The sequence below is a fragment of the Micromonospora globbae genome (assembly GCF_036184225.1).
Taxonomy (GTDB): Bacteria; Actinomycetota; Actinomycetes; order Mycobacteriales; family Micromonosporaceae; genus Micromonospora; species Micromonospora globbae.
This window is the reverse complement of the sequence record NZ_CP108084.1, coordinates 3,541,988-3,568,527: the sequence shown is the minus strand read 5'-3', so window position 1 is coordinate 3,568,527 and position 26,540 is coordinate 3,541,988. Positions and strand designations below refer to the sequence as shown.

28 protein-coding genes are annotated in these 26,540 nt (G+C 73.9%); 15 read left to right on the top strand and 13 right to left on the bottom strand.

Features of this window, described 5'->3' with window-relative positions; genetic code table 11:
* Nucleotides 1-51 precede the first annotated feature (51 nt).
* From OG994_RS15750 to OG994_RS15735, 4 genes are all read left to right on the top strand, one after another.
* Complete coding sequence (locus OG994_RS15750) at nt 52-321, top strand: metal-sensitive transcriptional regulator (protein ID WP_120329509.1); 270 nt, start codon at nt 52-54, stop codon at nt 319-321.
* Between the two features lie 144 nt (nt 322-465).
* Complete coding sequence (locus OG994_RS15745) at nt 466-1,866, top strand: MBL fold metallo-hydrolase (RefSeq protein WP_328850152.1); 1,401 nt, start codon at nt 466-468, stop codon at nt 1,864-1,866.
* A gap of 128 nt (nt 1,867-1,994) precedes the next feature.
* Complete coding sequence (locus tag OG994_RS15740; RefSeq protein WP_328850151.1) at nt 1,995-2,597, top strand: rhodanese-like domain-containing protein; 603 nt, start codon at nt 1,995-1,997, stop codon at nt 2,595-2,597.
* Nucleotides 2,594-3,493 (top strand): sulfite exporter TauE/SafE family protein, encoded by a 900-nt coding sequence (locus OG994_RS15735; protein WP_120329512.1) that lies wholly within the window; start codon nt 2,594-2,596, stop codon nt 3,491-3,493. Before OG994_RS15740 ends, OG994_RS15735 begins: the two co-directional genes overlap by 4 nt.
* A gap of 19 nt (nt 3,494-3,512) precedes the next feature.
* Here the strand turns inward: OG994_RS15735 and OG994_RS15730 are convergent, their stop codons facing one another.
* Both OG994_RS15730 and OG994_RS15725 read right to left on the bottom strand, forming a co-directional pair.
* Nucleotides 3,513-4,118, bottom strand: coding sequence for a DedA family protein (locus tag OG994_RS15730; RefSeq protein ID WP_328850150.1), 606 nt, complete (start codon nt 4,116-4,118; stop codon nt 3,513-3,515).
* The gene (locus OG994_RS15725; RefSeq protein WP_328850149.1) at nt 4,115-4,321 is read right to left on the bottom strand and encodes a hypothetical protein; all 207 of its coding nucleotides are present in this window, start codon (nt 4,319-4,321) and stop codon (nt 4,115-4,117) included. The genes OG994_RS15730 and OG994_RS15725 overlap by 4 nt, the downstream gene beginning before the upstream one ends.
* A 217-nt stretch (nt 4,322-4,538) precedes the next feature.
* On the opposite strand from OG994_RS15725, the gene OG994_RS15720 reads away from it, so the two are divergent.
* Nucleotides 4,539-6,671, top strand: coding sequence for an MMPL family transporter (locus tag OG994_RS15720; RefSeq protein WP_328850148.1), 2,133 nt, complete (start codon nt 4,539-4,541; stop codon nt 6,669-6,671).
* Here OG994_RS15720 and OG994_RS15715 read toward each other — a convergent pair.
* From OG994_RS15715 to OG994_RS15705, 3 genes are all read right to left on the bottom strand, one after another.
* A complete protein-coding gene (locus OG994_RS15715) occupies nt 6,583-7,242 on the bottom strand; it encodes a response regulator (RefSeq protein ID WP_120329516.1) in 660 nt (219 codons plus the stop codon). The two genes, OG994_RS15720 and OG994_RS15715, sit on opposite strands and share 89 nt — an antisense overlap.
* Nucleotides 7,239-8,426, bottom strand: coding sequence for a sensor histidine kinase (locus OG994_RS15710; RefSeq protein ID WP_328850147.1), 1,188 nt, complete (start codon nt 8,424-8,426; stop codon nt 7,239-7,241). The genes OG994_RS15715 and OG994_RS15710 overlap by 4 nt, the downstream gene beginning before the upstream one ends.
* A gap of 222 nt (nt 8,427-8,648) precedes the next feature.
* Complete coding sequence (locus tag OG994_RS15705) at nt 8,649-9,896, bottom strand: NAD(P)/FAD-dependent oxidoreductase (RefSeq protein ID WP_328853726.1); 1,248 nt, start codon at nt 9,894-9,896, stop codon at nt 8,649-8,651.
* Between the two features lie 140 nt (nt 9,897-10,036).
* Here OG994_RS15705 and OG994_RS15700 point away from each other — a divergent pair, with 140 nt between their 5' ends.
* On the top strand, nt 10,037-11,587 hold the full coding sequence (locus OG994_RS15700) for a PucR family transcriptional regulator (protein WP_328850146.1): 1,551 nt from the start codon (nt 10,037-10,039) through the stop codon (nt 11,585-11,587).
* A 91-nt stretch (nt 11,588-11,678) separates the two neighbouring features.
* Here the strand turns inward: OG994_RS15700 and OG994_RS15695 are convergent, their stop codons facing one another.
* Nucleotides 11,679-12,323: a DNA alkylation repair protein gene (locus tag OG994_RS15695; protein ID WP_328853725.1), complete on the bottom strand. Its 645-nt coding sequence runs from the start codon at nt 12,321-12,323 to the stop codon at nt 11,679-11,681.
* A gap of 245 nt (nt 12,324-12,568) precedes the next feature.
* On the opposite strand from OG994_RS15695, the gene OG994_RS15690 reads away from it, so the two are divergent.
* The 3 genes from OG994_RS15690 to OG994_RS15680 are packed head-to-tail and all read left to right on the top strand — an operon-like array spanning nt 12,569 to nt 13,628.
* Nucleotides 12,569-12,931, top strand: a complete 363-nt coding sequence (locus OG994_RS15690; RefSeq protein ID WP_120329520.1) for a DUF2089 domain-containing protein — start codon at nt 12,569-12,571, stop codon at nt 12,929-12,931.
* Nucleotides 12,928-13,188 carry a hypothetical protein gene (locus OG994_RS15685; RefSeq protein WP_328850145.1) on the top strand — a complete coding sequence of 87 codons (261 nt, stop codon included), beginning with the start codon at nt 12,928-12,930 and terminating at the stop codon, nt 13,186-13,188. The genes OG994_RS15690 and OG994_RS15685 overlap by 4 nt, the downstream gene beginning before the upstream one ends.
* 14 nt (nt 13,189-13,202) lie before the next feature.
* Nucleotides 13,203-13,628, top strand: coding sequence for an SHOCT-like domain-containing protein (locus tag OG994_RS15680; RefSeq protein ID WP_328850144.1), 426 nt, complete (start codon nt 13,203-13,205; stop codon nt 13,626-13,628).
* Nucleotides 13,629-13,734: 106 nt separating this feature from the next.
* On the opposite strand, the gene OG994_RS15675 is transcribed toward OG994_RS15680, so the two are convergent.
* The 4 genes from OG994_RS15675 to OG994_RS15660 all read right to left on the bottom strand — a co-directional run bounded on the left by OG994_RS15675 (nt 13,735) and on the right by OG994_RS15660 (nt 18,516).
* Complete coding sequence (locus OG994_RS15675) at nt 13,735-14,880, bottom strand: RNA polymerase sigma factor (RefSeq protein ID WP_328850142.1); 1,146 nt, start codon at nt 14,878-14,880, stop codon at nt 13,735-13,737.
* A gap of 4 nt (nt 14,881-14,884) precedes the next feature.
* Nucleotides 14,885-15,292 carry a YciI family protein gene (locus OG994_RS15670; RefSeq protein WP_120329524.1) on the bottom strand — a complete coding sequence of 136 codons (408 nt, stop codon included), beginning with the start codon at nt 15,290-15,292 and terminating at the stop codon, nt 14,885-14,887.
* A gap of 151 nt (nt 15,293-15,443) precedes the next feature.
* Nucleotides 15,444-17,720: a S9 family peptidase gene (locus OG994_RS15665; protein WP_328850141.1), complete on the bottom strand. Its 2,277-nt coding sequence runs from the start codon at nt 17,718-17,720 to the stop codon at nt 15,444-15,446.
* A gap of 130 nt (nt 17,721-17,850) precedes the next feature.
* Nucleotides 17,851-18,516 carry a DUF4097 family beta strand repeat-containing protein gene (locus OG994_RS15660; RefSeq protein WP_328850140.1) on the bottom strand — a complete coding sequence of 222 codons (666 nt, stop codon included), beginning with the start codon at nt 18,514-18,516 and terminating at the stop codon, nt 17,851-17,853.
* A 226-nt stretch (nt 18,517-18,742) separates the two neighbouring features.
* Between OG994_RS15660 and OG994_RS15655 the strand changes: the two genes are divergently transcribed.
* On the top strand, nt 18,743-19,492 hold the full coding sequence (locus OG994_RS15655) for a GbsR/MarR family transcriptional regulator (protein ID WP_328850139.1): 750 nt from the start codon (nt 18,743-18,745) through the stop codon (nt 19,490-19,492).
* 179 nt (nt 19,493-19,671) lie between these two features.
* Nucleotides 19,672-20,874: an erythromycin esterase family protein gene (locus OG994_RS15650; protein ID WP_328850138.1), complete on the top strand. Its 1,203-nt coding sequence runs from the start codon at nt 19,672-19,674 to the stop codon at nt 20,872-20,874.
* Between the two features lie 40 nt (nt 20,875-20,914).
* Here the strand turns inward: OG994_RS15650 and OG994_RS15645 are convergent, their stop codons facing one another.
* On the bottom strand, nt 20,915-21,760 hold the full coding sequence (locus OG994_RS15645; protein ID WP_328850137.1) for a helix-turn-helix transcriptional regulator: 846 nt from the start codon (nt 21,758-21,760) through the stop codon (nt 20,915-20,917).
* 195 nt (nt 21,761-21,955) lie between these two features.
* Between OG994_RS15645 and OG994_RS15640 the strand changes: the two genes are divergently transcribed.
* Both OG994_RS15640 and OG994_RS15635 read left to right on the top strand, forming a co-directional pair.
* Nucleotides 21,956-22,918: an NmrA family NAD(P)-binding protein gene (locus OG994_RS15640; protein ID WP_328850136.1), complete on the top strand. Its 963-nt coding sequence runs from the start codon at nt 21,956-21,958 to the stop codon at nt 22,916-22,918.
* A gap of 40 nt (nt 22,919-22,958) precedes the next feature.
* Nucleotides 22,959-23,852 carry an MBL fold metallo-hydrolase gene (locus OG994_RS15635; RefSeq protein WP_328850135.1) on the top strand — a complete coding sequence of 298 codons (894 nt, stop codon included), beginning with the start codon at nt 22,959-22,961 and terminating at the stop codon, nt 23,850-23,852.
* Between the two features lie 55 nt (nt 23,853-23,907).
* On the opposite strand, the gene OG994_RS15630 is transcribed toward OG994_RS15635, so the two are convergent.
* On the bottom strand, nt 23,908-24,297 hold the full coding sequence (locus OG994_RS15630) for a hypothetical protein (protein ID WP_204985223.1): 390 nt from the start codon (nt 24,295-24,297) through the stop codon (nt 23,908-23,910).
* Nucleotides 24,298-24,467: 170 nt separating this feature from the next.
* Between OG994_RS15630 and OG994_RS15625 the strand changes: the two genes are divergently transcribed.
* Nucleotides 24,468-25,106 carry a TetR/AcrR family transcriptional regulator gene (locus tag OG994_RS15625; protein WP_328850133.1) on the top strand — a complete coding sequence of 213 codons (639 nt, stop codon included), beginning with the start codon at nt 24,468-24,470 and terminating at the stop codon, nt 25,104-25,106.
* A gap of 60 nt (nt 25,107-25,166) precedes the next feature.
* Here the strand turns inward: OG994_RS15625 and OG994_RS15620 are convergent, their stop codons facing one another.
* Nucleotides 25,167-25,832: a molybdopterin-dependent oxidoreductase gene (locus OG994_RS15620; RefSeq protein ID WP_328850132.1), complete on the bottom strand. Its 666-nt coding sequence runs from the start codon at nt 25,830-25,832 to the stop codon at nt 25,167-25,169.
* 60 nt (nt 25,833-25,892) lie between these two features.
* On the opposite strand from OG994_RS15620, the gene OG994_RS15615 reads away from it, so the two are divergent.
* The gene (locus OG994_RS15615; protein WP_328850131.1) at nt 25,893-26,489 is read left to right on the top strand and encodes a TetR/AcrR family transcriptional regulator; all 597 of its coding nucleotides are present in this window, start codon (nt 25,893-25,895) and stop codon (nt 26,487-26,489) included.
* Nucleotides 26,490-26,540: the final 51 nt, after the last annotated feature.

The window sequence follows — 26,540 nt, the reverse complement described above, 5'->3', positions numbered from 1 at the left end:
CTCCGGATACCCCCGGGGGTATGTGTTACCGTGGACGCGGAGGTTGACGAGATGAAGATGCGTCCCGAGATGACCGGCGAGGCGCTGACCCGCCTGAAGCGGGCCCGCGGGCAGCTCAACGCTGTGATCGAGATGATGGAGAACGGCGAGGACTGCCGTGCGGCGTTGACCCAGCTCGCCGCGGTCTCCAAGGCGATCGACCGGGCAGGCTTCAAGATCATCGCCTCCGGCATGCGGCACTGCTCGGCCGCCCGTGACCGCGGCGAGCAGCCGGAGATGACCGAAGAGGAACTGGAGAAGCTCTTCCTGGCTCTGGCGTGAGCCGCCGGGCCTGACGCTCGACGCCCCGAACGGCGTGCCCGCCGTTCGGGGCGGATGAGCACGTGTTCGATGTCGACCAAGGGCGACGACTGTTCGCTACATACCCCCGGGGGTATGTAGCGTGATGAGGAAAGGAGCAGATGGATGGCGTGGGAGGTGTCGGTCATTGCGACCTCGTCGCTGGGCGACCGCAGCTACCTGGCGACGGACGGCAGGGTGGCGGTGGTGGTGGACCCGCAGCGGGACATCGACCGGGTCCTGTACCTCGCGGGAGAGACGGGCGTACGGATCACGCACGTGGCGGAGACGCACCTGCACAACGACTACGTCTCCGGCGGCCTGCACCTGGCCCGGCTCACCGGCGCGGCGTACCTGGTCGCCGCCGCCGACGAGGTGGGCTTCGACCGGGTGCCGGTGTCCGACGGTGACGAGGTGAGCCTGTCCGGCACGCTGCGGCTGCGGGTGGTCGCCACCCCCGGGCACACCTTCCACCACCTGTCGTACGTGCTGGAGGAGTCCGTCGGCGACGGCTGGTCCCCGGTCGGCGTGTTCACCGGAGGCTCGCTGCTGTTCGGCACGACGGGCCGTACCGACCTGCTCGGGCAGCGGCACGCGCACACCCTGGCCCACCACCAGCACGCCTCGGCAAGGCGGCTGGCCGACCTGCTGCCCGACGGGGCACAGGTCTGGCCGACGCACGGTTTCGGCAGCTTCTGCTCGGCCAGCCAGGCCGACGCCCCCGAATCGACGATCGGCCGGGAGAAGCAGGCCAACCCCGTGCTGCGGCTGGCCGCAGACCGGTTCGTCACCGAAACCCTGGCCGGCTTGGGCGCGTATCCCGCCTACTACGCCCACATGGGCGTGGCCAACACCGCGGGGCCGGCCCCCGTCGACCTCACCCCCGTGACCCGCGCCGACGCCGGCCAGTTGCGGCAGCGGATCGCCGCCGGGGAGTGGGTGGTCGACCTGCGACACCGCACGGCGTACGCCGCCTCGCACCTGGCCGGCACGATCGGCCTCGGCCTCGACGGGCCCATGTCGACCTGGCTCGGCTGGCTCGTCGACTGGGGCCTGCCGATCACCCTCCTGGCCGAGACGCCCGAGCAGGTCGCCGACGCCCAACGGGAACTCGCCCGCATCGGCATCGACCGGCCCGCCGCACAGGCCACCGGGACCCCCGAGCAGTGGGCGACCGGTCCGGACGACCTGCGGAAACTGCCCGTCGCCGACTTCCCGACCCTCGCCGCCGCGCAGGCGGGCGGCACGCCCGGCGGCCTGCCCGCCCCGCAGGTCGTCCTCGACGTCCGGATGGCCAACGAGTGGAACGCCGGCCACATCGACGGCGCCGTGCACGTCCCGCTGCACGACCTGCCCGCCCGCCTCAGCGACGTGCCCGCCGGCACCGTCTGGGTGCACTGCGGCTCCGGGTACCGGGCCACCGCCGCCGCGTCGCTGCTGGCCAACGCCGGCCGCGACGTCGTCCTGATCGACGACCTGTTCGGCAACGCCGAGCGGGCCGGCGTGCGCATGGCCGCCACCGCCTGACGATCGCCCCCGCCACCGCCTGACGCGCCGCGCCGGCCGGCGTCGGCCGCGCGCCAGCGCGCCCCCATGCCGGCGTGTCTCACCGGCGACCTGCGCCGGGCACCACACCGACCCCGAGAGGAAGCGCCTTGACCACGAACCCGACCAGCCCCGCGACGCTCGACGCGACCACCCTGCGCGAGCTGATCGCCGCCGGGCGGGCACCCCGCCTGCTCGACGTCCGCACCCCCGCGGAGTTCGAGACCTCGCACATCCCCGGCTCCTACAACGTGCCGCTCGACCTGCTCAAGGAACACCGCGCGGAACTGCGCCGTCACCTCGACGAGGACGTCGTGCTGGTCTGCCGTTCCGGCGCCCGCGCGGCCCAGGCCGAACGGGCGCTCGCCGGCGCGGGCCTGCCTCACCTGAAGGTCCTCACCGGTGGGATCATGGCCTGGCAGGCGGCCGACGCGCCGATCGCCCACGGCAGACCCCGCTGGGACCTGGAGCGCCAGGTCCGCCTGGTCGCCGGCTCCATCGTCCTGGCCAGCGTCGTCGCCTCGGTGTTCGTACCCGGCCTGAAGTGGGTCGCCGGCTTCGTCGGCGCCGGACTCACCGTCGCCGCCCTGACCAACACCTGCGCGATGGGCATGCTGCTCGGCAAGCTCCCCTACAACCGCGGCGCGACGTGCGACCTGGAGACCGTCGTGGGCCGACTGCGGCGGGAGCCGGCGTCCGGGCAACCGGCATGACCGGCAGCTTCGCCCTGGCCGCCGGGCTGGCCGTGCTGGTCGGGATCAGCCTCGGCCTCCTCGGCGGCGGCGGTTCGATCCTGGCCGTGCCGCTGCTGGTCTACGTCGCCGGCCTGCCCGCCAAGGAGGCCATCGCCACCTCGCTGCTCGTCGTCGGCGTCACCAGCGCCGTCGGCGTCCTGCCGTACGCGCGGGCGGGGCGCGTCCGGTGGCGCACCGGGCTGCTGTTCGGCGTCGCCGGCATGGCCGGCGCCTACGCCGGCGGTCGCGTGGCCGTGTTCGTACCGGCCGGGGTGCTGCTGACGGGGTTCGCCGTGATGATGCTGGCCACCGCCACCGCGATGATCCGCGGCCGGCGCCCCGCGGAGCCCCGGCCGGCGCCGCACGAGCTTCCCGTCCTGCGGGTCGCCCTCGACGGCGTCGTGGTCGGCCTGGTCACCGGCCTGGTCGGCGCCGGTGGCGGCTTCCTCGTGGTGCCCGCGCTGGCCCTGCTCGGCGGAATGCCGATGCCCGTCGCCGTCGGCACCTCACTGGTCGTCATCGCGATGAAGTCCTTCGCCGGTCTCGCCGGACACCTCTCCGGTGTCGGCATCGACTGGGGTCTGGCCGCCGCCGTCAGCATCGCCGCCGTGATCGGCAGCCTGCTCGGTGGCCGGCTCGCCGGCCGGATTCCCGAGGACGCGTTGCGCATGGCGTTCGGGTGGTTCGTCGTGGTGATGGGTGTGTTCGTGCTCGTCCGGCAGCTGCCCGGCCAGGCGTGGGCCCACCCCATGCTGTGGGTGCCGCTCGGCCTCGCCGCCGTGGTGGTGGCCGGCGTCGTCGTCGTCCGGCGCAGTCGCCGGCGACACGGACCCGCCATCCCCGAGATCCCGGCAGGCGCTGGCACCCGGCGGTAGCCCGCCAGGCCGCCGGCGGTCAGGAACGCCTGCGCCTGCGGGTCAGGCGCCACGCGACGGTGGCGAGCACGCCGACGACCGCGGCGGCGAGCACGTACCACTGGAAGCGGTGCACATCCGCCACGATGGCCTGGACGTGGTTCCCGGCGAGATAGCCGACGGTGACCCACACGGCGACCCACGCGGCGGCGCCGGCGGCGTTGTAGAGGACGAACCGTCGCCACGGCATGCCGGTGGCGCCGGCGATGAACCCGTTGAACTGCCGCAGGCCCTCGACGAAGCGGGCGGCCGCCACGATCTTCGGACCGTGGCGGTTCATCACCGCCTCCAACCGTGTGAACCGCTCCCGAGTCAGCCCTACGAAGCGGCCGTACCGCAGGACGACCCGCCGCCCGCCGGTGCGACCGATCAGGTACGCGATGCTGTCCCCGCTCACCGCGGCCACGAACGCGGTCACCGCGACCCCGACGACGGCGAGTTGGCCGCGGGCGGCGTATCCGGCGCCGAGGATGATCGCCGTCTCGCCCGGAGCGGGGACGCCGAAGCTCTCCACCCCGACCAGCAGCGCGAGGCCCAGGTAGCCGTAGCGCGCCACCAGGCTCGTGAGGAAACCGACAGCGCTCACCGGCCCGCCGGCTCACCGGCGCCCGCCCGGGCCCGCGCCCGCAGCGGTGGTCGCGGCCGGTCCCGCCGGCCCACCCCGGCGGTGGTCGGGCCCCAGGCCCGCGGTCGACCCGGCAGGGTGGCGGCGCCGGACGGGATCTCCGCTCTCCGGCCGGGCAGCACCAGGCTGCCGGGCAGTGCGGCCCGGGGGCGTGGCTCGTGCACGGCGGACACAACGGGCGGTTTCCCGCTACCAGGCGCGCCATGCCGAGAGGCTCGCCCGCGGCCGGCGGCGACCGCGTCGCCCGGGGTACGCACGGTGCGTACACCGGGTGCGCCACACGACGTGCCGGACGGTGACGCCCGGGCGACGACGCGCGCGACCGCAGCCCTGACGGACCGTGGGTGCCGATCGTCATGGCGGCGCGAGTGAGGAGCGGCGGTGCGCACCTGGCAGACGGTGGTGGGGTTTCCGGCGGGCCGGCGGAGCAAGTGGCTGGTGCTGACGGCCTGGCTGGTCGCCCTCGGGGTGTTCGGCTGGCTGGCCGGTCTGGTCGGCGACGTGCAGGACAACGACGAGACGAACTGGATGCCGTCGGGCGCCGGATCGACCCGGGCCGCCGAGTTGGCCGAGCGGGAGTTCGCCGACACGGTCCCGTTGGTCGTCGTCTACGTCCGGGACGGCGGCCTCACCGAGCGGGACCGTGCCGCGGTGGACCGGGACCGTGACGACCTGACCGGCCTCGGCGACGGCCCGGTGCCCGCCCCGGTGGAGTCCGCCGACCGCCGGGCCGTGACCCTGACGGTGCCGGTGGCCGGCACGCGGCTGGACAGCGGCGAGGTCGAGGAGGTGGTGGACCGCGCGCGGGCGGCGGTCGACGACGGGCTGCCGGACGGTCTGACGGCGAAGGTGACCGGGCCGGCCGCCTCGCGGGCCGACTCGGCGCGGGCGAACGGTCAGGTCGACGGCGGGCTGACGCTGGCCACGATCGTCGTCGTGGCGGTTCTCCTGCTGGTCACGTACCGCAGTCCGGTGCTGCCGCTCGTCCCGCTCGTCTGCGTGCTCGCCGGGACGGTGGTCGCCCAGGGCGGCACCTACCTGGCCGGCCGGGCCGGGGCGCTGGTCTCCGGGTCCGGTTCCATCCTCGTGATCGTGCTGGTGTTCGGCCTGGGCACCGACTACGCGCTGCTGCTGATCGCCCGCTACCGCGACGAACTGCGACGGCATCCGGACCGGCACACCGCCATGGCGCTGGCACTGCGCGGCATCACCCCCGCGGTCGGGGCCTCCGCCGCGACCATGGTCCTCGCCGCACTGGCGCTGCTGGTGGCCGAGATGAACTCCACCCGCGGGCTGGGGCCGGTCATGGCCGTGGCCGTGGTCGCCGCTCTGCTCGCGATGACCACGCTCCTGCCGGCGATGCTGGTGGTGCTCGGGCGGTGGGTGTTCTGGCCGAGGGTGCCCCGCCCGGACGGCGGCGGCGCGCACGAACCCGACCACCCGGTGTGGCAGCGGATCGCCGCGCTGGTGTCGCGCCGGCCCCGTCGGGTCTGGGCGCTGGCCGCGCTGGTGCTCGTCACGGCGAGCGCCGGGCTGTCCGTCCTGCGGGTCGGTGGCCTCGCCGGGGCCGACAACTTCACGCGAAAGCCGGACTCGGTGCGGGGCCAGGAACTGCTCGCCGCGCACTTTCCCGCCGGCACGGCCACACCCGCGATGATCTACACGTCGCCCCGGACGGCCGAGGACGTGGCGGCGACGGCACGGCAGACGCCCGGGGTGGCCGAGGTGCGGCCGGCCGAACGATCCGGCTCCGGCGCGTGGGTCCGGATTCCCGTGGTGTTCGACGCGCCACCGGCCAGCGCGCCCGCCCAGGAGACCGTCGAACGGCTCCGCGCCCGGGTGGGCGCCTCCGACGGCGACGCGGTGATCGGCGGTCCGGCCGCGACACTGCTGGACCAGAACCGGGCGATGAACCGGGACCTCATGGTCATCGTGCCGGTCATCCTCGCGGTGGTCGCGCTGATGCTGGGCCTGCTGCTGCGGGCGGTGCTCGCACCGGTGCTGCTGCTCGGCTGCACCCTGCTGTCGGCCGCCGCGGCACTCGGCGTCGCCGGGCTGCTGTTCCACGCGCTCGGGTTCCCGCGCACCGACCAGTCCGTGCTCACCCTCGGTTTCCTGTTCCTGGTGGCCCTCGGCGTCGACTACACGATCTTCCTCATGGCCAGGGCACGCCAGGAGGTCGGCCCGCGCGGCCACCGCAACGGGGTGTTGCACGCCCTGACCGTCACCGGGGGAGTGATCACCAGCGCCGGGGTCGTGCTGGCCGCCACCTTCCTGGTCCTGACCATCACGCCGGTGGTGCTGAACATCCAGCTCGGCCTGCTGGTCGCGCTCGGCGTCGCGGTGGACGCGTTCGTCGTCCGCGCCCTCCTGGTGCCCGCCCTGGCGATCGACCTGGGCCCCCGGATCTGGTGGCCGGGCCGGCTCAGTCGGGAATCGGCAGCCCGCCCTGGTACGCGAAGACCACCAGTTGTGCCCGGTCCCGCGCGTCCAACTTCGCCATCGCCCGGCTGAGATGGGTACGGACCGTGGCCGGGCTGAGCACCAGACGCTCGGCGATCTGGTCGTTGGACAGCCCGGCCGCCACCCAGCCCACCACCTCACGCTCCCGCTCGGTCAGCACCGACAGCGGCGGCCGGGGCCCACCCCGACCGACGGGCGGCCCGGCGAACCGGGCTATCACCCGGCGGGTCACCGCCGGAGACAGCAGCGCCTCCCCGGCGGCGACCACCCGCACCGCGTGCAGCATCTCCACCGGCTCCGCGCTCTTGAGCAGGAAACCGGAGGCACCGGCGCGAAGCGCGTCGAAGACGTGGTCGTCGACGTCGAAGCTGGTCAGCATGATCACCCGCGTGCCGGCCAGCTCGGGATCGGCGACCACCCGACGCAGCGCCTCGATGCCGTCCAGCACCGGCATCCGGATGTCCATGAGCACCACGTCGGGCCGCTGCTCCCGCACCACGGCCAACCCCTGGACGCCATCGGCCGCCGCGCCGACCAGCGCGATGTCGGGCTCGTCCTCGACGAGCATCCGCAACCCCATCCGGACCAGCGGTTGGTCGTCCACGACCACCAGCCGGATCACCCGCCCGTCGATGGGGCACCCCCCGCCCTCGTCACCGGAAGCACCGCGCGTACCTCGAAACCACCGTCGGCGCCCGCACCGGCGGCGAAGGTGCCGCCCACCGCGGCCGCGCGTTCCCGCATCCCGACCAACCCTCGTCCCGCGCCGTCCCCCGTCGCGGGGCCCCGCCCGTCGTCGCTCACCGTCACGCGGAGAGCGTCGTCGCCGTAGGCCAGCCGGACGGTGGCGCGGTCGGCCTCGGCATGCCGCACCACGTTGGTCAACGACTCCTGCACGATCCGGTACCCGGCCAGCTCCACCGCGGCCGGAAGCACCCGCCGGTGGCCCTCCACGACGAGCGTCACCCGCAGCCTGCCCTGGTTCACCGCCTCGACCAGCTCCGGTACCCGCGCGAGGTCCGCCACCGGCCGCCGATCCGGCTCGGCCCCGCTCCGCCCGTCCGGCTCCGCCAACGGCGCGAGCGCGGCCCGCAGCTCCTCCAGCGCCTGGGCGCTGGTCTGCCGCACGGCTCGCAGCGCCTGGGCCGCGCGCTGCGGTCGCCGCTCCAACACGTGCAACGCCACCCCCGCCTGCATGTTGATCACCGCCAGGCTGTGGCCGACCACGTCGTGCACCTCCTGCGCGATCCGCAGCCGTTCCTGGTAGACGTGCTCGCGCCGCTCGGCGTCCGCGGCCCGCGCCCGCACCCGGCGGTACGCGCGCACCGCCGTCCCCACCGACCACGGCACGACCAGCCACACCACGGCCAGCGGTCCCACCCCGAATGCCGGCCAGGGGGTGCCGCCGCTGGACCACGCGACGGGCAGGTAGACGGCGACGGCGGCGGCCACGGCGGTCAGCGAGACCCGCTTCGGGCACCAGGCGCCGACCGTGTAGGCGGCCACCGAGGCCAGTTGGAGGATGGGACTGTAGGGATAGCCGAGCGCCAGGTAGGCGAGGGTCGCGGCCAGCGACAGCCCGAGCGCGGCCAGCGGCCACACCCGCCGTACCACCAGCCCGGCAGCCGCCACGCCGACGAGCGCGACACCGGCGACTCCGAGGCGCATCCCCCGGTCGCCGGCCGCGTCCCACGCACCGAGCGCCGCCAGCGCGCCCAGCACCAGCGCGAGCGAACCGTCGACGGCCAGCACCGCACGCACTCCGCCGCGGGTACGCGCCGCCCACCACGCCGCCAGCCGGTCCACGGCATCGACGGTACGCAAGCGTCGCCGCCCGCGGCGTCATCGCCGCCGCGTATCCAGGGTCAACAGGACGCGTACGCCGCCGGTCGACCCGCTCGGCCCGCGCGCCCGGCGGTGGTGCCGGCGGAGGCCGGGGTGCCGCCCAGCGGCACCCCGGCCGTCACCTGCTCGTGCCCACCTCCCGTAGCCTCCGAGCTCGGGGTGGCGGCGGGGGCGGTGCGGCGGTCAGCGCAGCGGGTCGAAGGGCGTGAGCTCCTCCGGCTGCCCGCCGCCGGTGATCTGCTCGGCCAGCAGCTTCCCGGTGAGCGGGCCGAGGGTGATGCCCCACATGCCGTGGCCGCCGGCGGCGAAGACGCGCGGCGACGCCGTCCGCCCGATCAGCGGCAGGCCGTCGGGGGTGCAGGGTCGCGCGCCGACCCACTCGTCGACGCGCGCGTCGAGGTCGGCGCCGCGCAGCAGCGGACGCGCGGCGTCGGCGATGGCCATGATGCGGCGACGGTCCAGCGGCGCGTCGGCCCGGCGGAACTCCATCATCCCGGCGACCCGCAGGCGGTCTCCCAGCGGCGTGCAGGCGACGCGCTGCGCGGGGAAGTAGACCGGACCGGACGGGACGTGCTCGATGGCGACGCTGAAGCTGTAGCCGCGGCCGGCCTGCACGACCGTGCGGACGCCGAAACGCCGGGCCAGTTCGCCCAGCCAGGTGCCGGTCGCCAGCACCACCGCGTCGTAGCGGTCGTCCGCGCCGGCAGAGGTCACCACCCGGACCCGCGCGCCCTCGTCGCGGACGTCCACCACGTCCGCCCCGGTGACGATCGACGCCCCCCGCGCGCGCACGGCGTCGGCGAGCGCGTGGACGTACTCCCCGGGGTTGATGAACCGCTGACCGTACAGGCGGATGGCGGCACCGATGCCGTCCGACAGCGAGGGCTCCACCTCGCGCGCCTCGGCTCCGCTCAGGACGTCGAACTCGATCTCCTGCCCGGCGGCGTGGATGTGCCCCAGCTCGTCCAGGAGGACCGACCGTTCGGCCTCCGTCCGGTACGCCGCGATGAACGACTTCGCCTCGTGCGTCATGGACGCGATCCCGCCGGCCGCCAGCGCGTCGAACGCCTCGAACGCGCGCCGGTTCATCGGGATGTAGGCCTGCATCGCGGTCCGCCACTTCGAGGCGGTGCTGTGGCGGGTGAAGCCCAGCAGGAACCGCAGCAGCCGGGCATCCGCGCGCGGCGGCACGTAGACCGGCGACGAGGGGCTCAGGACGGCGCGCAGCCCGTAGCGGAGCACCGCCGGCTCCGGCAGGGGGGTCGTGATGCCGGGCGTGAGCCAGCCCGCGTTACCCCACGAGGCACCGGCGGCCACACCCGTACGGTCGAGCACGGTGACCTGCACCCCGCGCTCCTGCAGGAACCAGGCGGTGGCCAACCCGACCATCCCCGCGCCGATCACCGCGACGTGCTGGGGCGCGGACTCCATGGCAGACAACGGTCCTCTCCTTCGAGCGAACGGACATTGCGGCAATCCTTGCCCCGCCGCATCGGCACGTCATTGTCCGGGGAGGCCAACGTTCCCCCGATCCGTTGGCCGCAGTGAACAAGGCCGGGCACAATTCGGTCATGATCACCGTGACCGGCGTGGTGGCCGCCGTCGGCACCGCCCTGCTGAAGATCGTCGTGTCCGTCGACGCGGAGGTCCGCGACGTGACCCTCGGCGAACTCGACGAGGGGACGAGCGGCCAGGCCGGCGACCTCGTCCTCGGCGCGGGCGTCACCACAGCCGAACAGGCCCGTGCCGTGATCGACCGCTGCGCCGACACCGCGGCGGCCGGCCTCGTCCTCAAGCCCCCGCTGGCCTCGCTGCCCGAGGTGACCGCGGCCGCCGCCGCGCGGAACCTGGCCCTCGTCGAGCTGCAGAGCCACGGCTCGTGGGCCCAGCTCGTCTGGCTGCTGCGTGGGGTGATCGACAGGGCCGCCGCCCCCGGCCCGCCGGAGACCGGGGAGGCCGGCGTCTACGACGAGCTGTTCGCCCTCGCCGACGCGACGGCCGCCATCGTCGACGCGCCGGTCACGATCGAGGACGCCCAGTCCCGCGTCCTCGCGTACTCGTCGCGCCAGGACCGCACCGACCCCGCGCGCGTGTCGACGATCGTCGGGCGACGCGTGCCCGGCGACGTGGTCGCCCACTTCCGGGCCCGCGGCGTCTTCCGCAAGCTCACCACCGGCAGCGAGCCGATCTTCGTGCCGCGGGGCCCGGACGGGACGCTGCCCCGACTCGTCATCCCCATCCGCGCTGGAGGGGAGCTGCTCGGCTCGATCTGGGCCGTCGTCGAGGGCCCGGTGCCGGTCGAGCGCCTGCGGGACGTCCAGGGCACCGCGTCCGTCCTGGCGCTGCACCTGCTCCGCCTCCGCGTCCAGGCCGACGTGGCCCGCCGGGTGTCCTCCGACCGGCTGCGGGCGGCTCTGCGCGCGCCGGCCCGGACGGGCCAGGAACTCGGCCTCCCCAGGGGCCCCTGGCAGGTCGTCGCGCTCGGTGTGCACGGCGGGACGGGGGAGATGATGGACAACCTGGCGCTGTGGGAGTCGATCACCCGCCGGCACGGCTGGCGCCAACCGCTGATCGCCGACGTCGGAGACGTCCTGTTCGCCGTCGTCACCCACGACGGTGACCAGCCCGGTTCGCGGCTCTGGATGGACCGGCTGATCCACGACATCGCCCGGCACGACCCTCGGCTCTGCGCCGCCTCCGGCAGTGTCGCGCGAGAGCCGGCGGAGCTGCCCCGGTCCCGCGCCGAGGCGGCCGAACTGCTCGCGCTGCACGGCTCGGCGCGGTGGCGAGGTCCGCTGCTGCGGTTCGAGGAAGCCTGGGCCGAGGTGGTCGTACGCCGCGTCGTGAACGCGGTGCCGAGGAACGACCTGCTCATCGGCGGTCCGCTTCCCGACCTCGTGGCCCACGACCGGGAGCACGGCACGGACTACGTGGCGACCGTGGCCGCGTGGATCGAGCAGCAGGGCGACCCGAAGCGGGCCGCCCGCCAACTGCACGTGCACCCCAACACGCTGCGGTACCGGATGCGCCGCCTCGCCGAGATCGTCCCCGTCGACGTCGAGTCGCCGCGCACACGGCTGGCGTTGCAGATCCAACTCGAGGCGCTGGCCCGTCCGTCCTGACCGCCGCGGTTCCGGCGGCCCCGGCGGCCTTCCCGTCGTCGGCCCGGGTCGCCCGTCCGTCGGCGTGACCTGCCCTGGGCGGCGGTGCCCCCTACCTGTCGTGCTGGCGGCGCACCATCTCGGCGATCCAGACGGGCGCGAACGGCGACGTGCAGCCCGGGGGAGTGGGGTAGTCCTTGAGCACCTCCAGGCGCTCGCCGATGTCGATCGCCCGGGCGCGGTGCCCGGCGTGGTCGATGCCGATCTGCGCCAGGCAGTGGTTCATCGCCCACTGGAGGCGGTCCGGGGCGTCGCGCATCCGCGCCTCGATGATGTCGAGCAGTCCCGGAAGGTCGAGACCCTCGGGCTTCTTCGCCACGCGTTCGGTGGTCAGCGCCCAGCCGGCGCTCGCGACCACCGGATCCGGATCGGCGAACCAGGCCGCGCGCAGGTCCTCGGAGTGCGGGCTCTTCTTCACCACGTAGTTCACGAGCCAGTCGTGCACCTTCGGTGTACGCGCCTCGCGCAGCATGGCGTCCAGCTCGTCGCGGCCGAACGCCTTCGGGCGGCAGATCAGGATCGCCACGAGCCGCGCCGCGGAGTCGCCCGTCCGCCAGAGCTGGCGTGCGAGCTCCTGCTGCGTCTTCAGCCGCTTCGCGAGCGCGCGCAGCTTGCCGAGGTTCACACCGTGGTCGTCACCGTGCCGCTCGTTGACCTCGCGCGTCCGCGCGTCCTCGAGCTGGGCCAGCTCGGTCATCACCTCGGCCACGGTCGGCGTCGCGTCGGACACGTCGACCTCCTGTCCATCACGGGCGAGATGCAGCCTACGGCGGAAGCCGGGTGCCGTCGTGCGGGCGGTTGCGGCGGGGTCGAGCGGCGCGAAGCGGGAAGTTGAGAAAATTCAAGATCAGATCAGAAAAATTAAAGACTAGGCGTTGACCGATCAACGAAGTCAAGGTACACATGACGGCGAGGGAATCGCCGAGAACAAGGGAGCCGAGCGTGGACTGGCAGGACCTCACGGACCTCACCCGCGGACAACCGTTCGTGGTCGAGCGGGTCCGCCTCGCCGGCAGCGGCGTCGTGGTGGAGGGGCAGTTCGAGCCGCCGCAGCTGGCGCAGCTCAGCGTCGACGACCAGGTGTTCGTGGCCGCGTTCGTGCGGTCCCACGGTTCGATCAAGGAGATGGAGCGGATCTTCGGGGTGAGCTACCCGACGATCAAGTCCCGGCTCAACCGGATCGCCGAACGCCTCGACTTCGTCGAATCCGATCCGGCGCCCACCGGCGCCGACGTCGTGGACCGCCTGCGCCGCGGGGAGATCAGCGTCCAGGAGGCGCTGGCCGAGCTGGAGCGATCCCGGTGATCCCGCAGCTGGTCACGTACCGCCAACGTCGTCGCGACGGCCGCTGGCTGCGGCTGTACGTACCCGTCCTGCCGGTGCTGCTGGTGCTGTCACCGCTGCTGCTGCTCGCCGTGCTGGCCGGACTGGTCGCCTGCCTCGTCTTCCGGGTGAGCCTGGTGGGCGCGCTGCGCGGCACCGGGCAGCTGCTGTGCGCGCTGCCCGGCACCCGATTCGAGATCGAGCAGGGCCGGACGGCCGTGCTGGTGAGCATCAGATGAGTGGGGAGAGCACGATGAACGAGCAGCGCCGCCAGATCCTCGAGATGCTGGCCGAGGGCAGGATCACCGCGGCCGAGGCCGAGCGGCTGATCGACGCCCTCGGCCGGGAACAACCGGTGTCGTCCCCGGGGGCCGCGCCCCGCCCGAAGCCCCGGCCGAAGTACCTGCGTGTGGTGGTCAGCTCGGAGGACGACTTCGACGGGCCGGGCCGGATCAACGTCCGCGTCCCGCTCCAGTTGCTGCGCGCCGGGGTCCGGCTCACGAGCCTCGTCCCGCCGCAGGCGCTCGCCAAGGTCAACGAGGAGCTGCACAGGTCGGGGGTGCCCGTCGACCTCACCCAGCTCAAGCCGCAGCACATCGAGGAACTCATCGAGCAACTCGACGACCTCACCGTCGACGTCGACCAGCCCGACGCCAAGGTGCAGGTGTTCTGCGAGTGACCCGTGCCCCCACCGGACCACGGCGGTCGGGTGGGGGCGTCCGGCCGGCCGTGCGCCCGCTACGGTCGGCGCCTGGGGCCGGGTCCCACCGACGGCTCGCGACCGGTCACCGGGCCCGCCGGGCGTTGATCCGGGCGGCCTGCCGGGTCAGGTGGTCGCGCTCGGCGAGGTTCGGGGCCTTGTGGGCCGCCTCGGCGTACAGGCGGGCCGCCGTGGACAGGTCGCCGTCGCGTTCGTGGAGGTACGCCGCCACCGCCGCGTAGCGGGGCAGCGAGTCGTCCAGTTCCGCGAGCGCCGCGAGCCCGGCACGCGGTCCGTCGGCCTCGCCGACGGCCACGGCCCGGTTGAGTCGGACGACCGGGCTGTCGGTCAGGCGGGTCAGCTCGTCGTACCACTCGACGATCTGCACCCAGTCGGTCTCGTCGGCGGTGGGTGCGTCGGCGTGCAGCGCCGCGATGGCGGCCTGGGCCTGGAACTCGCCCAGCCGGTCGCGGGCGAGGGCCGCCTGAAGGATCTCGATGCCCTCGGCGATGAGGGCCGTGTCCCACCGGCTGCGGTCCTGCTCGGCGAGCGGCACCAGGCGGCCGTCGGGCGCCGTCCGGGCGGCGCGCCGGGCGTGGTGGAGCAGCATGAGGGCGAGCAGCCCCGCCACCTCCGGATGGTCGATCGCGGCCGCGAGCTGCCGGGTGAGCCGGATGGCCTCGGCCGCGAGGTCGACGTCGCCGGAGTAGCCCTCGTTGAAGACCAGGTAGAGGACGCGCAGCACGGTGGCGACGTCGCCGGGCTGCGCGAACCGCACACCGGCGACGGTGCGCTTGGCCCGGCTGATGCGCTGCGCCATGGTGGCCTCGGGCACGAGGTAGGCCTGGGCGATCTGGCGGGTGGTCAGCCCGCCGACGGCGCGCAGCGTGAGCGCCACCGCGGACGACGGCGTCAGCGACGGGTGGGCGCACAGGAAGTAGAGCTGGAGTGTGTCGTCGACCGCGGGCGCGGGCCCGGGCGGCGGCTCCTCGTCGACGAGGTTCTCCCGCCGGCGGCGGGCTGCGTCGGCCCGGGTCGCGTCGAGGAACTTCCGCCAGGCCACGGTGACCAGCCACCCCTTCGGGTCCCGGGGCGGGTCGGCCGGCCAGACCCGGATCGCCTCGACCAGTGCGTCCTGCACGGCGTCCTCGGCCGCCACGAAGTCGGCTCCGCGGCGGACGAGGACACCGAGCACGGTCGGCGTGAGGCTCCGGAGCAGGGCCTCGTCCATCAGGTCACTCCGTGATGGTGGGCGGCTCGGTCAGGAACGGCCGCAGCTCGAGCCACTCGTGGATCGGCTTCCCACCCGCCCCCGGGGCGGCCGACAGCTCGCCGGCCAGCTCGACGGCGCGCTCGTAGCTGTCGACGTCGATCACCATCCAGCCGGCGATGAGGTCCTTGGTCTCCGCGAACGGGCCGTCGGTGACCGGCGGGCGCCCCTCACCGTCGTACCGGACGAACGTCCCCTCGGGGGCGAGCGCCTGAGCGTCGACGAACTCGCCGGTCTCCTGGAGCCGGGCCGCGAAGTCGTTCATGTACGTCACGTGCGCGGAGATCTCCTCCGGCGTCCACCGGTCCATGGGCACGTCGTTCACGGCGGCCGGAGCGCCCCGGTAGTGCTTGAGCAGCAGGTACTTGGCCATCGTGCGTCTCCTCGATGCTGGTGTGACCCATTCTGGTCACGTCCACTCCGGGGACGGAGCCGGCCACCGGTTCTCGACATCGCCCGCCGAACTTTTTTGCCGGGGTGGGTGGATGCGCGTCGGCTGCCCCGGACCGGTCGTGACGTACGGCTCAGGCGAACAGCTCGCCGAGCAGTTCGGGGTCGATGGCGATGGGCGCCGGCCGGTACGCGGGTGGCGGCGTGCCCGTCAGCTCGCGTACCAGGAAGTCCCAGCAGCGCGTGCGGACGTAGGCCAGGCAGTCGATGAACGTGTGCTCGGCGCCGGGGACGATGAGCAGGTCGACGTCCTTGCCGGCGGCGACGAGCCGATCGGCGAGCCGCAGCGTGTGGTCCGGGTGGACCTGGTCGTCCATCCCGCCGTGGACGAGCAGCAGCCGGCCCGCCAACCGGTCCGCGATGGCCACGTTCGAGGTACGGGCCCAGGCGTCCGGGTTGTCCGCGCCGTCGTAGGCCTCCACGAAGCCCAGGTTGAAGCAGGGGGCGTCGTGCGAGCCGGACAGGGCCACTCCCGTCCGGTACACGTCGGGGAAGTCCAGCATCGCCCGCACGGCGGCGAACCCGCCCCCGGAGTGGCCGAACGCGCCGACGCGGTCCAGGTCCATCCACGGCCGGGTCCGGGCCAGCTGCCGCAGCGCGGCGACATGGTCGGCGAGGCCGCCCGCGTCGGCCAGGTGGCCATACGAGGCGTCGTGGAAGGACTTGCTCCGTCCCGGGGTGCCCCGCCCGTCCAGTGCGACCACGACGAAGCCCAACGCCGCGAGCGGTTCCGCGTCGAGACCCATCCCACCCGGGTCGAAGCACGGGGCGACCCGGTTGACCTGCGGGCCGGGGTAGAGGGTGTCCACCACCGGGTACCGCCGGGCGGGGTCGAACCCCCGTGGCCGGTACAGCACCCCGTAGATGTCCGTCACCCCGTCGGCCGCCTTGACGCGGAACCGTTCCGGCGGGGTCCAGCCGGTGGCGGTGAGTCTGCTGACGTCGGCGCGCTCCAGCTCGACCAGCACCCGTCCGGTCCAGTCCCGTACGCGGGTCACGGGCGGCTGGTCGACGGTGGAGGCCGAGTCGACGACGTACGTCGCGTCCGCCGACACCGTCACGACGTGGTCCAGGTCGTCGTCGGTGACCCTGGCGAACCCGGACCCGTCCAGGCCGACCCGGCACACGGTGCGGCGGTACGGATCCTCGTCGACCAGCCCGGAGGCGGTGAAGTACACGACTCGCCGCGCCTCGTCGACGTGCAGGATCTGCCGCACCGCCCACGGGCCGGAGGTGACCCGCCCGAGCAGCGCGCCGGTGCGCAGGTCGTACCGGTACAGGTGGCCCCAGCCGTCCCGCTGCGAGTACCACAGCACCTCGTCGGCGAGCACCCGCACGATCGGCGGCTCGTACATCCACTGGTTGGGCTCGACACGGGTGGGCCCGGTCTCGCTGAGCACCGTGGTGACCTCGCCGGTCTCCGGGTCGAGGCGGTGTAGGGTCAGCGTGCGCCGGTCGCGGGGCTGGCTGAGGTAGTAGGCCGCCGAGCCGTCCGGCGCCCACCAGGCCCACCGGCTCATCACCGGCGACACGTGCGGCATGAGCAGCGGCTCGGCCTGCGCGCGGACCACCCTGCCCGCCGCGACGTCCAGCACGACCAACTCGGCCTGCGGCACGTTCTCGTCGCCCGGGTAGGCGTACCGCTGGGTGTGGAGCTGGGGCGGGCCGCCGTCGGTGGGCCGGGCCTCCACGAGGTGGGTCTGCCGGACGTGGCGCTCGTCGGTCCGGTGCGTGAGCACCCTCGTCGAGTCGGGCGACCAGGCCACGGCGGGCGGCAGGTGCGGGAGGCCGAACTTGCGCAGCAGGGTGGCGTTGCCCGTGCACTCCGGGCCGGTCCCGTACCGGTGGGCGGGCGCGCCGTCGGTGGTCAGCGGCCACTCGCGGCCGTCGGCAGGCGTTCGCGCCCACAGGTCGTACCCCCGCTGCGAGACCGCGACCGTCCCGTCCGGCGACGGCACGTCCAGCGGGTTGCCCGGCGGCGCGGACTCGGCCGGTTCGCAGACGTAGCTGTCCAGGCGGCAGCGCCAGTGCGCGCCGTAGGCGTCGAACTCGACGGCGTTCCCGAGCGGCGCGATGGCGATGAACGGCAACGCCTCGGGGTCGACGTGCTGGCCGGAGGCGGTGGCGAGCGCGGCGGCGAGCCGGGCGTGGTCGAAGGCCGGCGCGCGGGTGCCCGCCGCCGGGTCGACCAGCACGAACCGCCTGCCGGCGCCGGTGTGCACCGCGTACCAGAAGCGGGCGCCGCCGTCGATCCACTGTGGTCGGACCCGGTCGCCGACGACGAGTTCGCCGGGGCGGGCGGACCGGCGGAGGAGTCGTTCGGCGGCCTGGTAGTTCTCGGTGGTGCTCATGAGGGACGTCCTTCTCGGTGTCGAGGCGTGGGCACGGTGCGCCACGGGGTGGTGAGGTCTGGGGAGGGCGCCGGCCGCCTCGCGAGGTGTGGCGACCGGCGCCCGCGCCGGGTCAGGCCCGGGAGGCCGCTCAGAGGCTGCGGGCGGCGATGTCGCCCTGGGCGGTGGTCGCGTGGATGGTGAGGTCCACGCCGTCTCCGGTGTTCCGGAGCGCGTTCTCGATGCGGCCGTAGGTGGTGCCGGCGTCCAGGGAGGCGGAGACCCCGCGCGCCGCGCCGACCGACACGTCGCCGGACTGGGTGCGCAGCACGAGGGCGCCGCGCAGCGCCTCGGCGATCCGGATGTCGCCCTTCGCGGTGGTGATCTCGCCGGGGCCGGTGAGGCGGCCGACGGAGACGTCGCCGGCGGCGGTGGTGAGGCGGACGCTCGCCGCCTCGTCGAGCTTGATCGCGCCGTGCGAGCCGTCGAAGGTGACGTCGCCGAGGCGTCCGACGCCCCGGAACTCGGCGCTGGCCGCCTTCACCGCCACCTGTGAACCGGCGGGCAGCTGGACGGTCACCTCGATGGACCCGGAGGCGCCGAGGAACTGGTTCCTCGCCGACGCCTCGATCCGCAGGACGCCGTCGCCGTACTCGACAGTGGTCTGCTCCGCCACCTTCACGTCACGGCTCTTCGAGGCGTCCGCGGCCAGGACCTCGACCGTGGTGTCGGACCGGTCGGCGGCGATGAACTGGACGCGTCCGGCGGGGATGTCGAGAACGGCGGAGATCGGGGTGGGGGTGTCGAACGTCTGCATGGTGTCCTCTTCCTGCGTCTGCTTGTTTCTGACGCCGGAAACGCTACGTTGCGTTCACTAACTAGGCAAAATAGATGTTGCGCTAATTTCCTATAACGGCAGGTGAGAGGCTACTTTTCGTTGCAACGGCTCTGATATCAACGCAACGATCATCGGCCGTGCCGTTGCAATGGATGAGAAGTGAACGCTATCGTGGGCAGGTCGACGACGCGTGAAGGAGGCCGCGATGCCGGGCGGCAGGCTCACCCAGCAGGAACGCCAGCAGATCGCCCTGGGGCTGACCGACGGGCTCGCGTACGCCGAGATCGCCCGACGCCTCGACCGCCCCACCTCGACGGTCACCCGCGAGGTGATGCGCAACGGCGGCCCCACCGCCTACCGTCCCGACCTGGCCCATCGCGCCACCGAACGCCGCGCCCGCCAGCGCAGGCGGGCGGCTCCCCGGGGGCCACAGGCGCTCCCGCCGGCCCACGGACGCGACCCGGAGGCCGTGCGCGAGTACGAGGAGAGGTTCACCACCCTCCTCATGCAGTCGGGCCTGCCCCGGATGATGGCCGGGGTGCTCACGTGCCTCTACACCACCGACGCGGGCAGCCTCACCGCGTCCGAACTCGTCCAGCGCCTCCAGGTGAGCCCGGCCTCCATCTCGAAGGCCATCGCGTTCCTGGAGAGCCAGGGCCTCGTCCGCCGCGAACGCGACGACCGGCGCCGCGAGCGCTACGTCGTCGACGACGACGTCTGGTACCAGTCGATGATCGCCGCCGCCCAGTCCAACGCCCAGCTCGCCGAGACCGCGCGGCAGGGCGTCGGCATCCTCGGCCCCGACACCCCGGCCGCCGCCCGCCTCGAGAACATCGCCCGCTTCGTCGACTTCGTCGGCGAGAGCATCCTCCGCGCGGCCGAGCAGGCCCGCGAGATCCTCTACACGAAGAGCGAGACGACCTCGGACGGCACCGCCACGTCGGATCGCGCGTAGGCCGTCGGGCCCGGCGTGTCCGCCCCGATCCGCCGGCCGCCGTCCCGACGGTCACCGCCGGCCGTGCCGACGCCGGACAACTCACTTCGGCCGTCCACCGTGTTGAGGGTTTCCGACCGTCCACCCGCGCGGTATCGCACCCAACCTTCACTCGAAGGTTCAACGATACGGTTCACAGTATGACTGCTGCCACCACCGCCGCCGTCCCTGTCGTCGACGCCTCCACCGTCCTGGGGCTGCTCCCCGTCACGCCGCGGCTGCTCGCGTTGGGCGAGCCGACCCATGGCGAGGCCGACCTGCTCGACCTGCGCAACGATCTCTTCCGGCAGCTCGTCGAGCAGGAGGGCTACCGGACGATCGCGATCGAGAGCGACTGCCTGATGGGCCTGGTCGTCGACGACCACGTCACCTCGGGCGCCGGCACCCTCGACGAGGCCATGGAACGTGGCTTCAGCCACGGGTGGGGCGCCTTCCCCGGCAACCGCGAGCTGGTGCGCTGGATGCGCGCGTACAACGACGGCCGGCCCGCGTCCGAGCAGGTCCGCTTCGCCGGTTTCGACGGCCCGCTGGAGATCACCGCGGCCGCGAGCCCCCGGGCGGCCCTCACCGCGCTCCACGGCTACCTCGCCGCCCGGGTCGACCCGGACCTGCTTCCGTGCCCGGCGGAGACACTCGACCGCCTGCTCGGTGCCGACGACCGGTGGACCGATCCCGCCGCCATGATGGACCCGTCCCGGTCCGTGGGGCGCACGCCCGAGGCCGACCGGTTGCGACTGCTCGCCGACGACCTGGTGGCCCTGCTCGACGCGCAGACGCCCCACCTGGTGGCGGCGTCCACGCGGGAGGAGTGGGACCGCGCTCGCCTGTACGGGCGCACTGCCGTGGGCCTGCTGCGCTACCACCACTGGATGGCTGACCCGTCACCCCGCCGCCTGGCGCGACTGACCAGCGCGCGGGACTCGATGATGGCCGCCAACCTGCTCGCCCTCGCCGAACGCGGTCCGACGCTGGTGAGTGCCCACAACGGCCATCTCCAGCGGAACAGGAGCACGATGCGGATGGGCGGCACGCCGCTGGAATGGTGGAGCGCCGGCGCGATCGTCAGCGCGCACCTCGGCCAGGGCTACGCCTTCCTCGCCACGGCCGTCGGCACGATCCGCCACCAGGGAGTGGACACGCCACCCCCGGACACGGTCGAGGGGCTGCTGTACGCGCTCCCCGGGGACCGGTACGTCGTCGACCCCCGCCGGCTGGCCGCCGGCCTCGGCGACGCGCCGCCCGCCACCCGCGTCTCCCCCTGGTACGGCTACTCCCCGCTGGACCCGGAACACCTGGGCGGCATCGACGGGATCGTGTTCGTCAAGGACGCCCGGCGGGAGTAGGGCTCCCGGCGGTGCGGGTCCGGATTGCCCGTGCCGGTTCTCAGGCGAGGGTGCCGAGGAGGCGGAGCCGTTCCGCCGACTCGGTGCCCTCCGGCGCGCCGCTGAAGATGATCCGCATGCCGGGGTCGTCGGTCAGCCGGACGATCTCCTCGTCGAGGATCATGCTGCCGACCTGGGGATGGCGGTACTCCCGTACGGAGTGGACGCAGTCGCTGACCGGGTGCTCGGCCCAGATCCGGGCGAAGTCCGTGCTGCGGACGCTCAACTCGCCGATGAGCGCGTGCAGTTCGGGGTCGTCCGGGTGACGGGCCGCCGTGAAACGCAGGTAGGCGGTGATGTCACGTGCCTGCCTCTCCCAGTCTGGAAAGAGGTCCCGGGACGACGGATCGAGGAACGTGATCCGCGCGATGTTCACCGGGGGCTCGCCGGATTCCGGGTCCGGCGCGGGCAGCCCCCAGAGGGCGTAGCCGAGCCGGTTCCCCCCGAGGAGATCGCCGCGGCGCCCCACGATGATCGCCGCCTGGCCGGCCGCCGCGTCGACGAGGGCCCGCACGCCGGGGCGTACGCGCTCCGGCTCGCCGTCGCGCCGGGCACCTCGCGTCGGCCGGGCCAGGCCCCGCAGGTAGGCGCGCTCGTCCGGCGTGAGCCTGAGCACGCGTGCCAGCGAGTCCAGGACCGAGTCCGAGATCTGATGGCTCTCGCCCTGCTCCAGGCGGGTGTAGTAGGTGACGCTGATGCCGGCGAGCTGCGCGAGTTCCTCACGCCGCAGGCCGGGCACCCGGCGCTGCCCGTACACGGGCACACCGGTCTCCTCGGGGGTGAGCGCGGCGCGCCGGCTACGCAGGAACGCGCCGAGTTCCGTCGCGGACGACCAGCTTCCAGTCACATCCCCCAGTGTGGTGAGGAGTCCGCAGCCGTGCCTACCCATGCCGGGGATACCCACCGAGCGGACGTTCCGGCCACGGCACGAACGCCGCGATCGGGCACGGAACCTCCGCGCCGCCCGGTCCTACCGTCCACCCGCCTGGGTATCCACGGCGTTGTCTGGTTGGGCGTCCGAGGCGGTTTCACAGTTGGGGGCATGAACCTCACCCATCCGCACCCCGACCTTCGTGAACGACGCTCCCCGGAGCAGGACGCCTCCCCGGAGCGGGACCTCTTCGCGGTGACGGCGGCCACCAGCGCCACCGGGTCCGCCGTGGTGCGGGCCCTGCTCGACCACGGGGCTCCGGTCCTGGCCGTGGGGCGCGACCGCGAGCGCCTGCACCCGTACGCCGAGCGCGGCGCCCGGACGCACGTCAGCCCGCTCGACGACGAGGAGCGCCTCACCGCGGCCGTCGCCGACGCCACCGGCGCGTTCGTGATGCTGGCGCCGGGCTTCATCCCCGACAGCCCGGACTTCCAGGCGTACCAGCGGGCGGCGATCGCCGCGCAGGCACAGGCCGTCCGTAACGCGTATCGGCACGGGCGTCTGCGGCGGGTGGTGACGCTCAGCGGGTGGGCGGCCAACCATCCCGGGGCCAGCGGCCCGGTGTGGGGCCTGGAGCGCCTGGAGCGGGCCATCGACGCCACCGGCGTACCGGCGGTCCACCTGCGGGCCGGCTGGTTCATGGAGAACCTGCTCCCCGACATCGCCGCGATCCGGGCCACCGGCGCCACGGGCGGGCTCCTGCCGCCCGACCTTCCCCTCCCGATGGTCGCCACCTCGGACATCGGGCGGGTGGCGGCGGAGTTCCTGCGCGGCGTACGTCCGTTCGTGCCCGGTCCGGTCGAGGTGACCGGCCCGGCCGACCGGACGCTCGCCGAGGCCGTCCGGCTCATCGGCGCGGCCGTCGGCAGAACGGCCCGGTACGAGGTCCGGACCGCCGACGATGTCCGCGCGGCGTTGACGGCCGGCGGGTTCTCCGACCACATGGCCGACGGCACGGTCGCGATGACCCTCGACGTGGCGCACGGACGCATCCGGATGCGCCGCCCCGCCGGGACGATCGTCACGACGACCACCCTCGAGGAGTTCGTCCGGGCCGCCGTCACCACCTCCTGACCACTCCCCATACGCACGACGGACAGAAGGACCCCGATCCATGCGCAGCCAGCCGACCCAGGCGCCCGGCTTCCAGCGGTTCCGCATCGGCAACCGCCTCGTCACCGCCCTGTACGACGGGTACGTTCCCATCCACGCCGCGGACCTGCGGGGCGCGCCGCGGGAGCAGGTGCGGGCCCGTCTCGCCGACGCCCACCTCCCCGAGGACGGGGACCCGTACACCGCCGTCATCGCCTTCCTCGTCGAGGAGGACGGCCGCCACGTCCTCGTCGACACCGGCAGCGGCAGCACCCTGGGGCCGGACACCGGCCACCTGCTCGACAGCCTGTCCGCCGCCGGCGTCACCCCGGACGAGATCGCGCACATCCTGATCACCCACCTGCACCCCGACCACTCCGGTGGCCTCGTCACCGCGGACGGCGACGCCGTCTACCCGCGCGCCACCGTTCACGTCGCCCGCGACGACGTCGCGTACTGGCTCGATCCGCAGCGGGCCGCGCGGGCCGAGGGCGTCCAGCGGGAGATCCACGAGGCGGCCCTGGCGAGCCTCGCCCCGTACCGGCGGACCGGCCGTCTCGACGCCTTCCACACCTCCGAGGTGCTGCCCGGCGTGCGGGCGCTCGACCAGCACGGGCACACGGCCGGCCACACCGGTTACCTCTTCGGCGAGGGTCCCGAGGCGGTGCTCTTCTGGGGCGACACCGTGCACAGCCACGCCGTCCAGCTGCCGCACCCGCAGGTGTCCATCGCGATCGACAACGCACCGGATCTCGCCGTACGCGCGCGAGGCACGGTGTTCGACCTGGTCACCGCCCACCGCTGGTGGGTGGCGGCGGCCCATCTCCCGTTTCCCGGCCTGGGGCATCTGCGGCGCACCGACGAGGGGTACGCCTGGGTGCCTGCCCACTTCCGGCCCCTGCCGGCGGTCGGGTAGCGGGCGCCGGGTCACGCCGCCCGGCGGCGCGGCCCCCGCCGCCGCGGCGCGGTCGTCACACCCGTCGCGAGAGCACCACCGCGGCGAGACCGGGGACGCACGGAACGACCAGCAGCCAACCCAGCAGCGGAGCCAGACCGACGTCGCCCGAGGTGTCCCGGATGGTCAGTGCGGCGATCGCCACGCAGAGCCCGAGCGTGAGCAGCGCGGTCGCCAGCCAGGTGGCCCAGCGCTTGCCGGCGTGGGTCGCCCAGATCGTGCCCGTCCAGCCGAGGAGCCCCAGCGCCCCGACCACGGCCAGGATGACCAGGTACGCCGTGACGGCGGCGTCGACCGCGTCGGGCGCGTAGCCCGGGTAGCCAGCCCTGACGTGGTCCGCCAGGACGGCGCGGTCGAGGAAGGGGACGAGGGCGGCGATCGCGGTGAGCCCCGCCCCGGCGTACATCAACGTCAGCGTGGTCCGGGTGCGCGATCTCTGTTCCGGCGTCGGCATGGCACGGCCTTTCAGACAGTCACTTTCTCCAGCGAGCGACTGTATGAAGGCGGGCCGGAGCAGTCAACGGCAAAACGGCAGCCACTTTCTTGAGAAAGTGACTTCCTGATACGGTGAGCCACATGACCGGGCTCCGGGAGCGCTGGCGCCTGAAGACCATGCGCACCATCCAGGAACGCGCCCTCGACCTCTTCGACGAGCGGGGGTTCGGCGCCGTCACGATCGAGGAGATCGCGGCCGCCGCCGAGGTCTCGCCCTCGTCGGTGTACCGCATCTTCGGCACCAAGCAGGGGATCGTGGTCACCGACGTCGAGCTCGACAGCATGAGCCCGGAGGCGCTCGAGAGCATCCTGGACCCCGCCGATCCCATCGGCAGTCTGCTGCGGGCCGTGCGTTCCTACGAATCGCCGGACGCGCCGAGCTCCGGCACCGCGGGTGACGGCCCCCAGGCCAACCGGAGCCCGTGGCGCAGGGTCCGCTACTTCTTCGCCGAGCCGTCGGTGCGCATGGCCGTCTGCGCCACGCTCGACCGCGCCGGCGAGCGGATCGCACCGCTCATCGCGGCGACCGGGCAGATGAGCGCGGCGCAGGCCCGCGTGGTCGCGAAGGCCCTCGCCTTCGGCTACTTCGCGGCACTGGAGCAGTGGTACCTCGACGGCGGCGAGCGCCCCATCGCCGACTACGTCGAGGAGGGCATGCGACCACTGCGCCGCATCTGGGCGACGCCGCAGCCGTCCTCGGGGGCCGACCACCCGGCCTGAGACGGGCGGGCCGGTCCGGCGACCCCGAGCCGGGCGGCATCCGCGTCCGCGCCGGCCGCGTCACCGCTCGTCGTACAGGCGGCGGACGCGCGGGAGCAGGGTGCGCCAGATGAACCGCCAGGCGGGCCCGGGCAGGTGTCTGCTGCGTTCCTCGTGCGCCACGCGTCCGCGGGGATGGGCCGCCCACCGCGCCGAGCCGGGATCGTAGTCGCGGCGGTACTCGATCGCGCACACGTGCTTGACGCTCTTGTAGCCGTACAGGGCCGGGGCGACCAGGCGGACCGGCGCGCCGTGTGCGAGGCCGAGCGGGGCGCCGGCGAGGCGGTCGGCGAGCAGCACGTCGGGGTGGAGGGCGTCGTCGAGGCGCAGGCAGGCGCGGTAGCCGTCCAGGCCGGTGACCGTGACCCAGTTCGCCGAGCGGGCGGGCCCCACCCGGGTCGCCAGTGTGTCGTGGACGTCGCGGAAGCGTACGCCCTCCCAGCGCAGGTCCAGCGCGCTCCAGGTGGTCACGCAGTGCAGGTCGCCGCGTCGGGCGTGCCGCCGGTGGGCGCCCATCAGGTCGGCCAGGTCGATCTGTGTCGGGCGGGCCACGGCGCCGGTCACCGTGACCACCGGGCGGGCCGGCGGCTGCGCGCGGACGCGCGCGTACTGCGGCAGGCCGAACCGGCGGAGCGCCGCCGGCGCCTGGCCCGGTGGCAGCCGTCGTCCGGCGGGACCGTCGCTCATACCGCCTCCTCCGACAGTTCTAGAGCGTCCTTTCTAGATCGTAGGCTCTAGAATGTCTCCGTGGCCAGACCCAAGCTGCACAGCGACGACGCGATCCTCGACGCCGCCCGCGACCTGCTGGTCCGGGGTGGGCCGGGCGCGGCGACCACGGCCGCGATCAGCTCCACGAGCGGCGCGCCGGTCGGCTCGCTCTACCACCGGTTCGGCTCGCGCCCGCAACTGCTCGCCGAGGTGTGGCTCCGCACCGTCCGCCGGTTCCAGGCCGGCCTGCTCGCCGCCGCGACCTCGGGCACCGCGATCGAACGAGCGCTCGCCGCGGCCGACTGGACCGTCGAGTTCGCCCTGCGCCACCCGGCCGACGCCCGCCTGCTGCTGCAGGCCCGCCGTGAGGAGCTGCTGGCCGACGCCGACCTGCCCGCCCACGTCCGGCAGTCCCTCACCGACCTCAACAAGCCCGTGATCGACCTGCTCCGCGGGCTGGCCGCGGACCTGTTCGGCGCGCCGACACCGGCCCGACTGGAGCGGCTGGCCATCGCCGTGGTGGACGTGCCGTACGCCGTCGTCCGCCGCCACCTCAGCCGTGGCACCTCACCGCGCGTCGACCGCGACCTCGTCTCCCACGCCGTCCGCGCCCTGCTCGACCCACCGGCCGGCTGACCGCCCGCCACGTCGGACCCCGGGGCGGCGCTCGGGCGCGCGGCGTCTCGA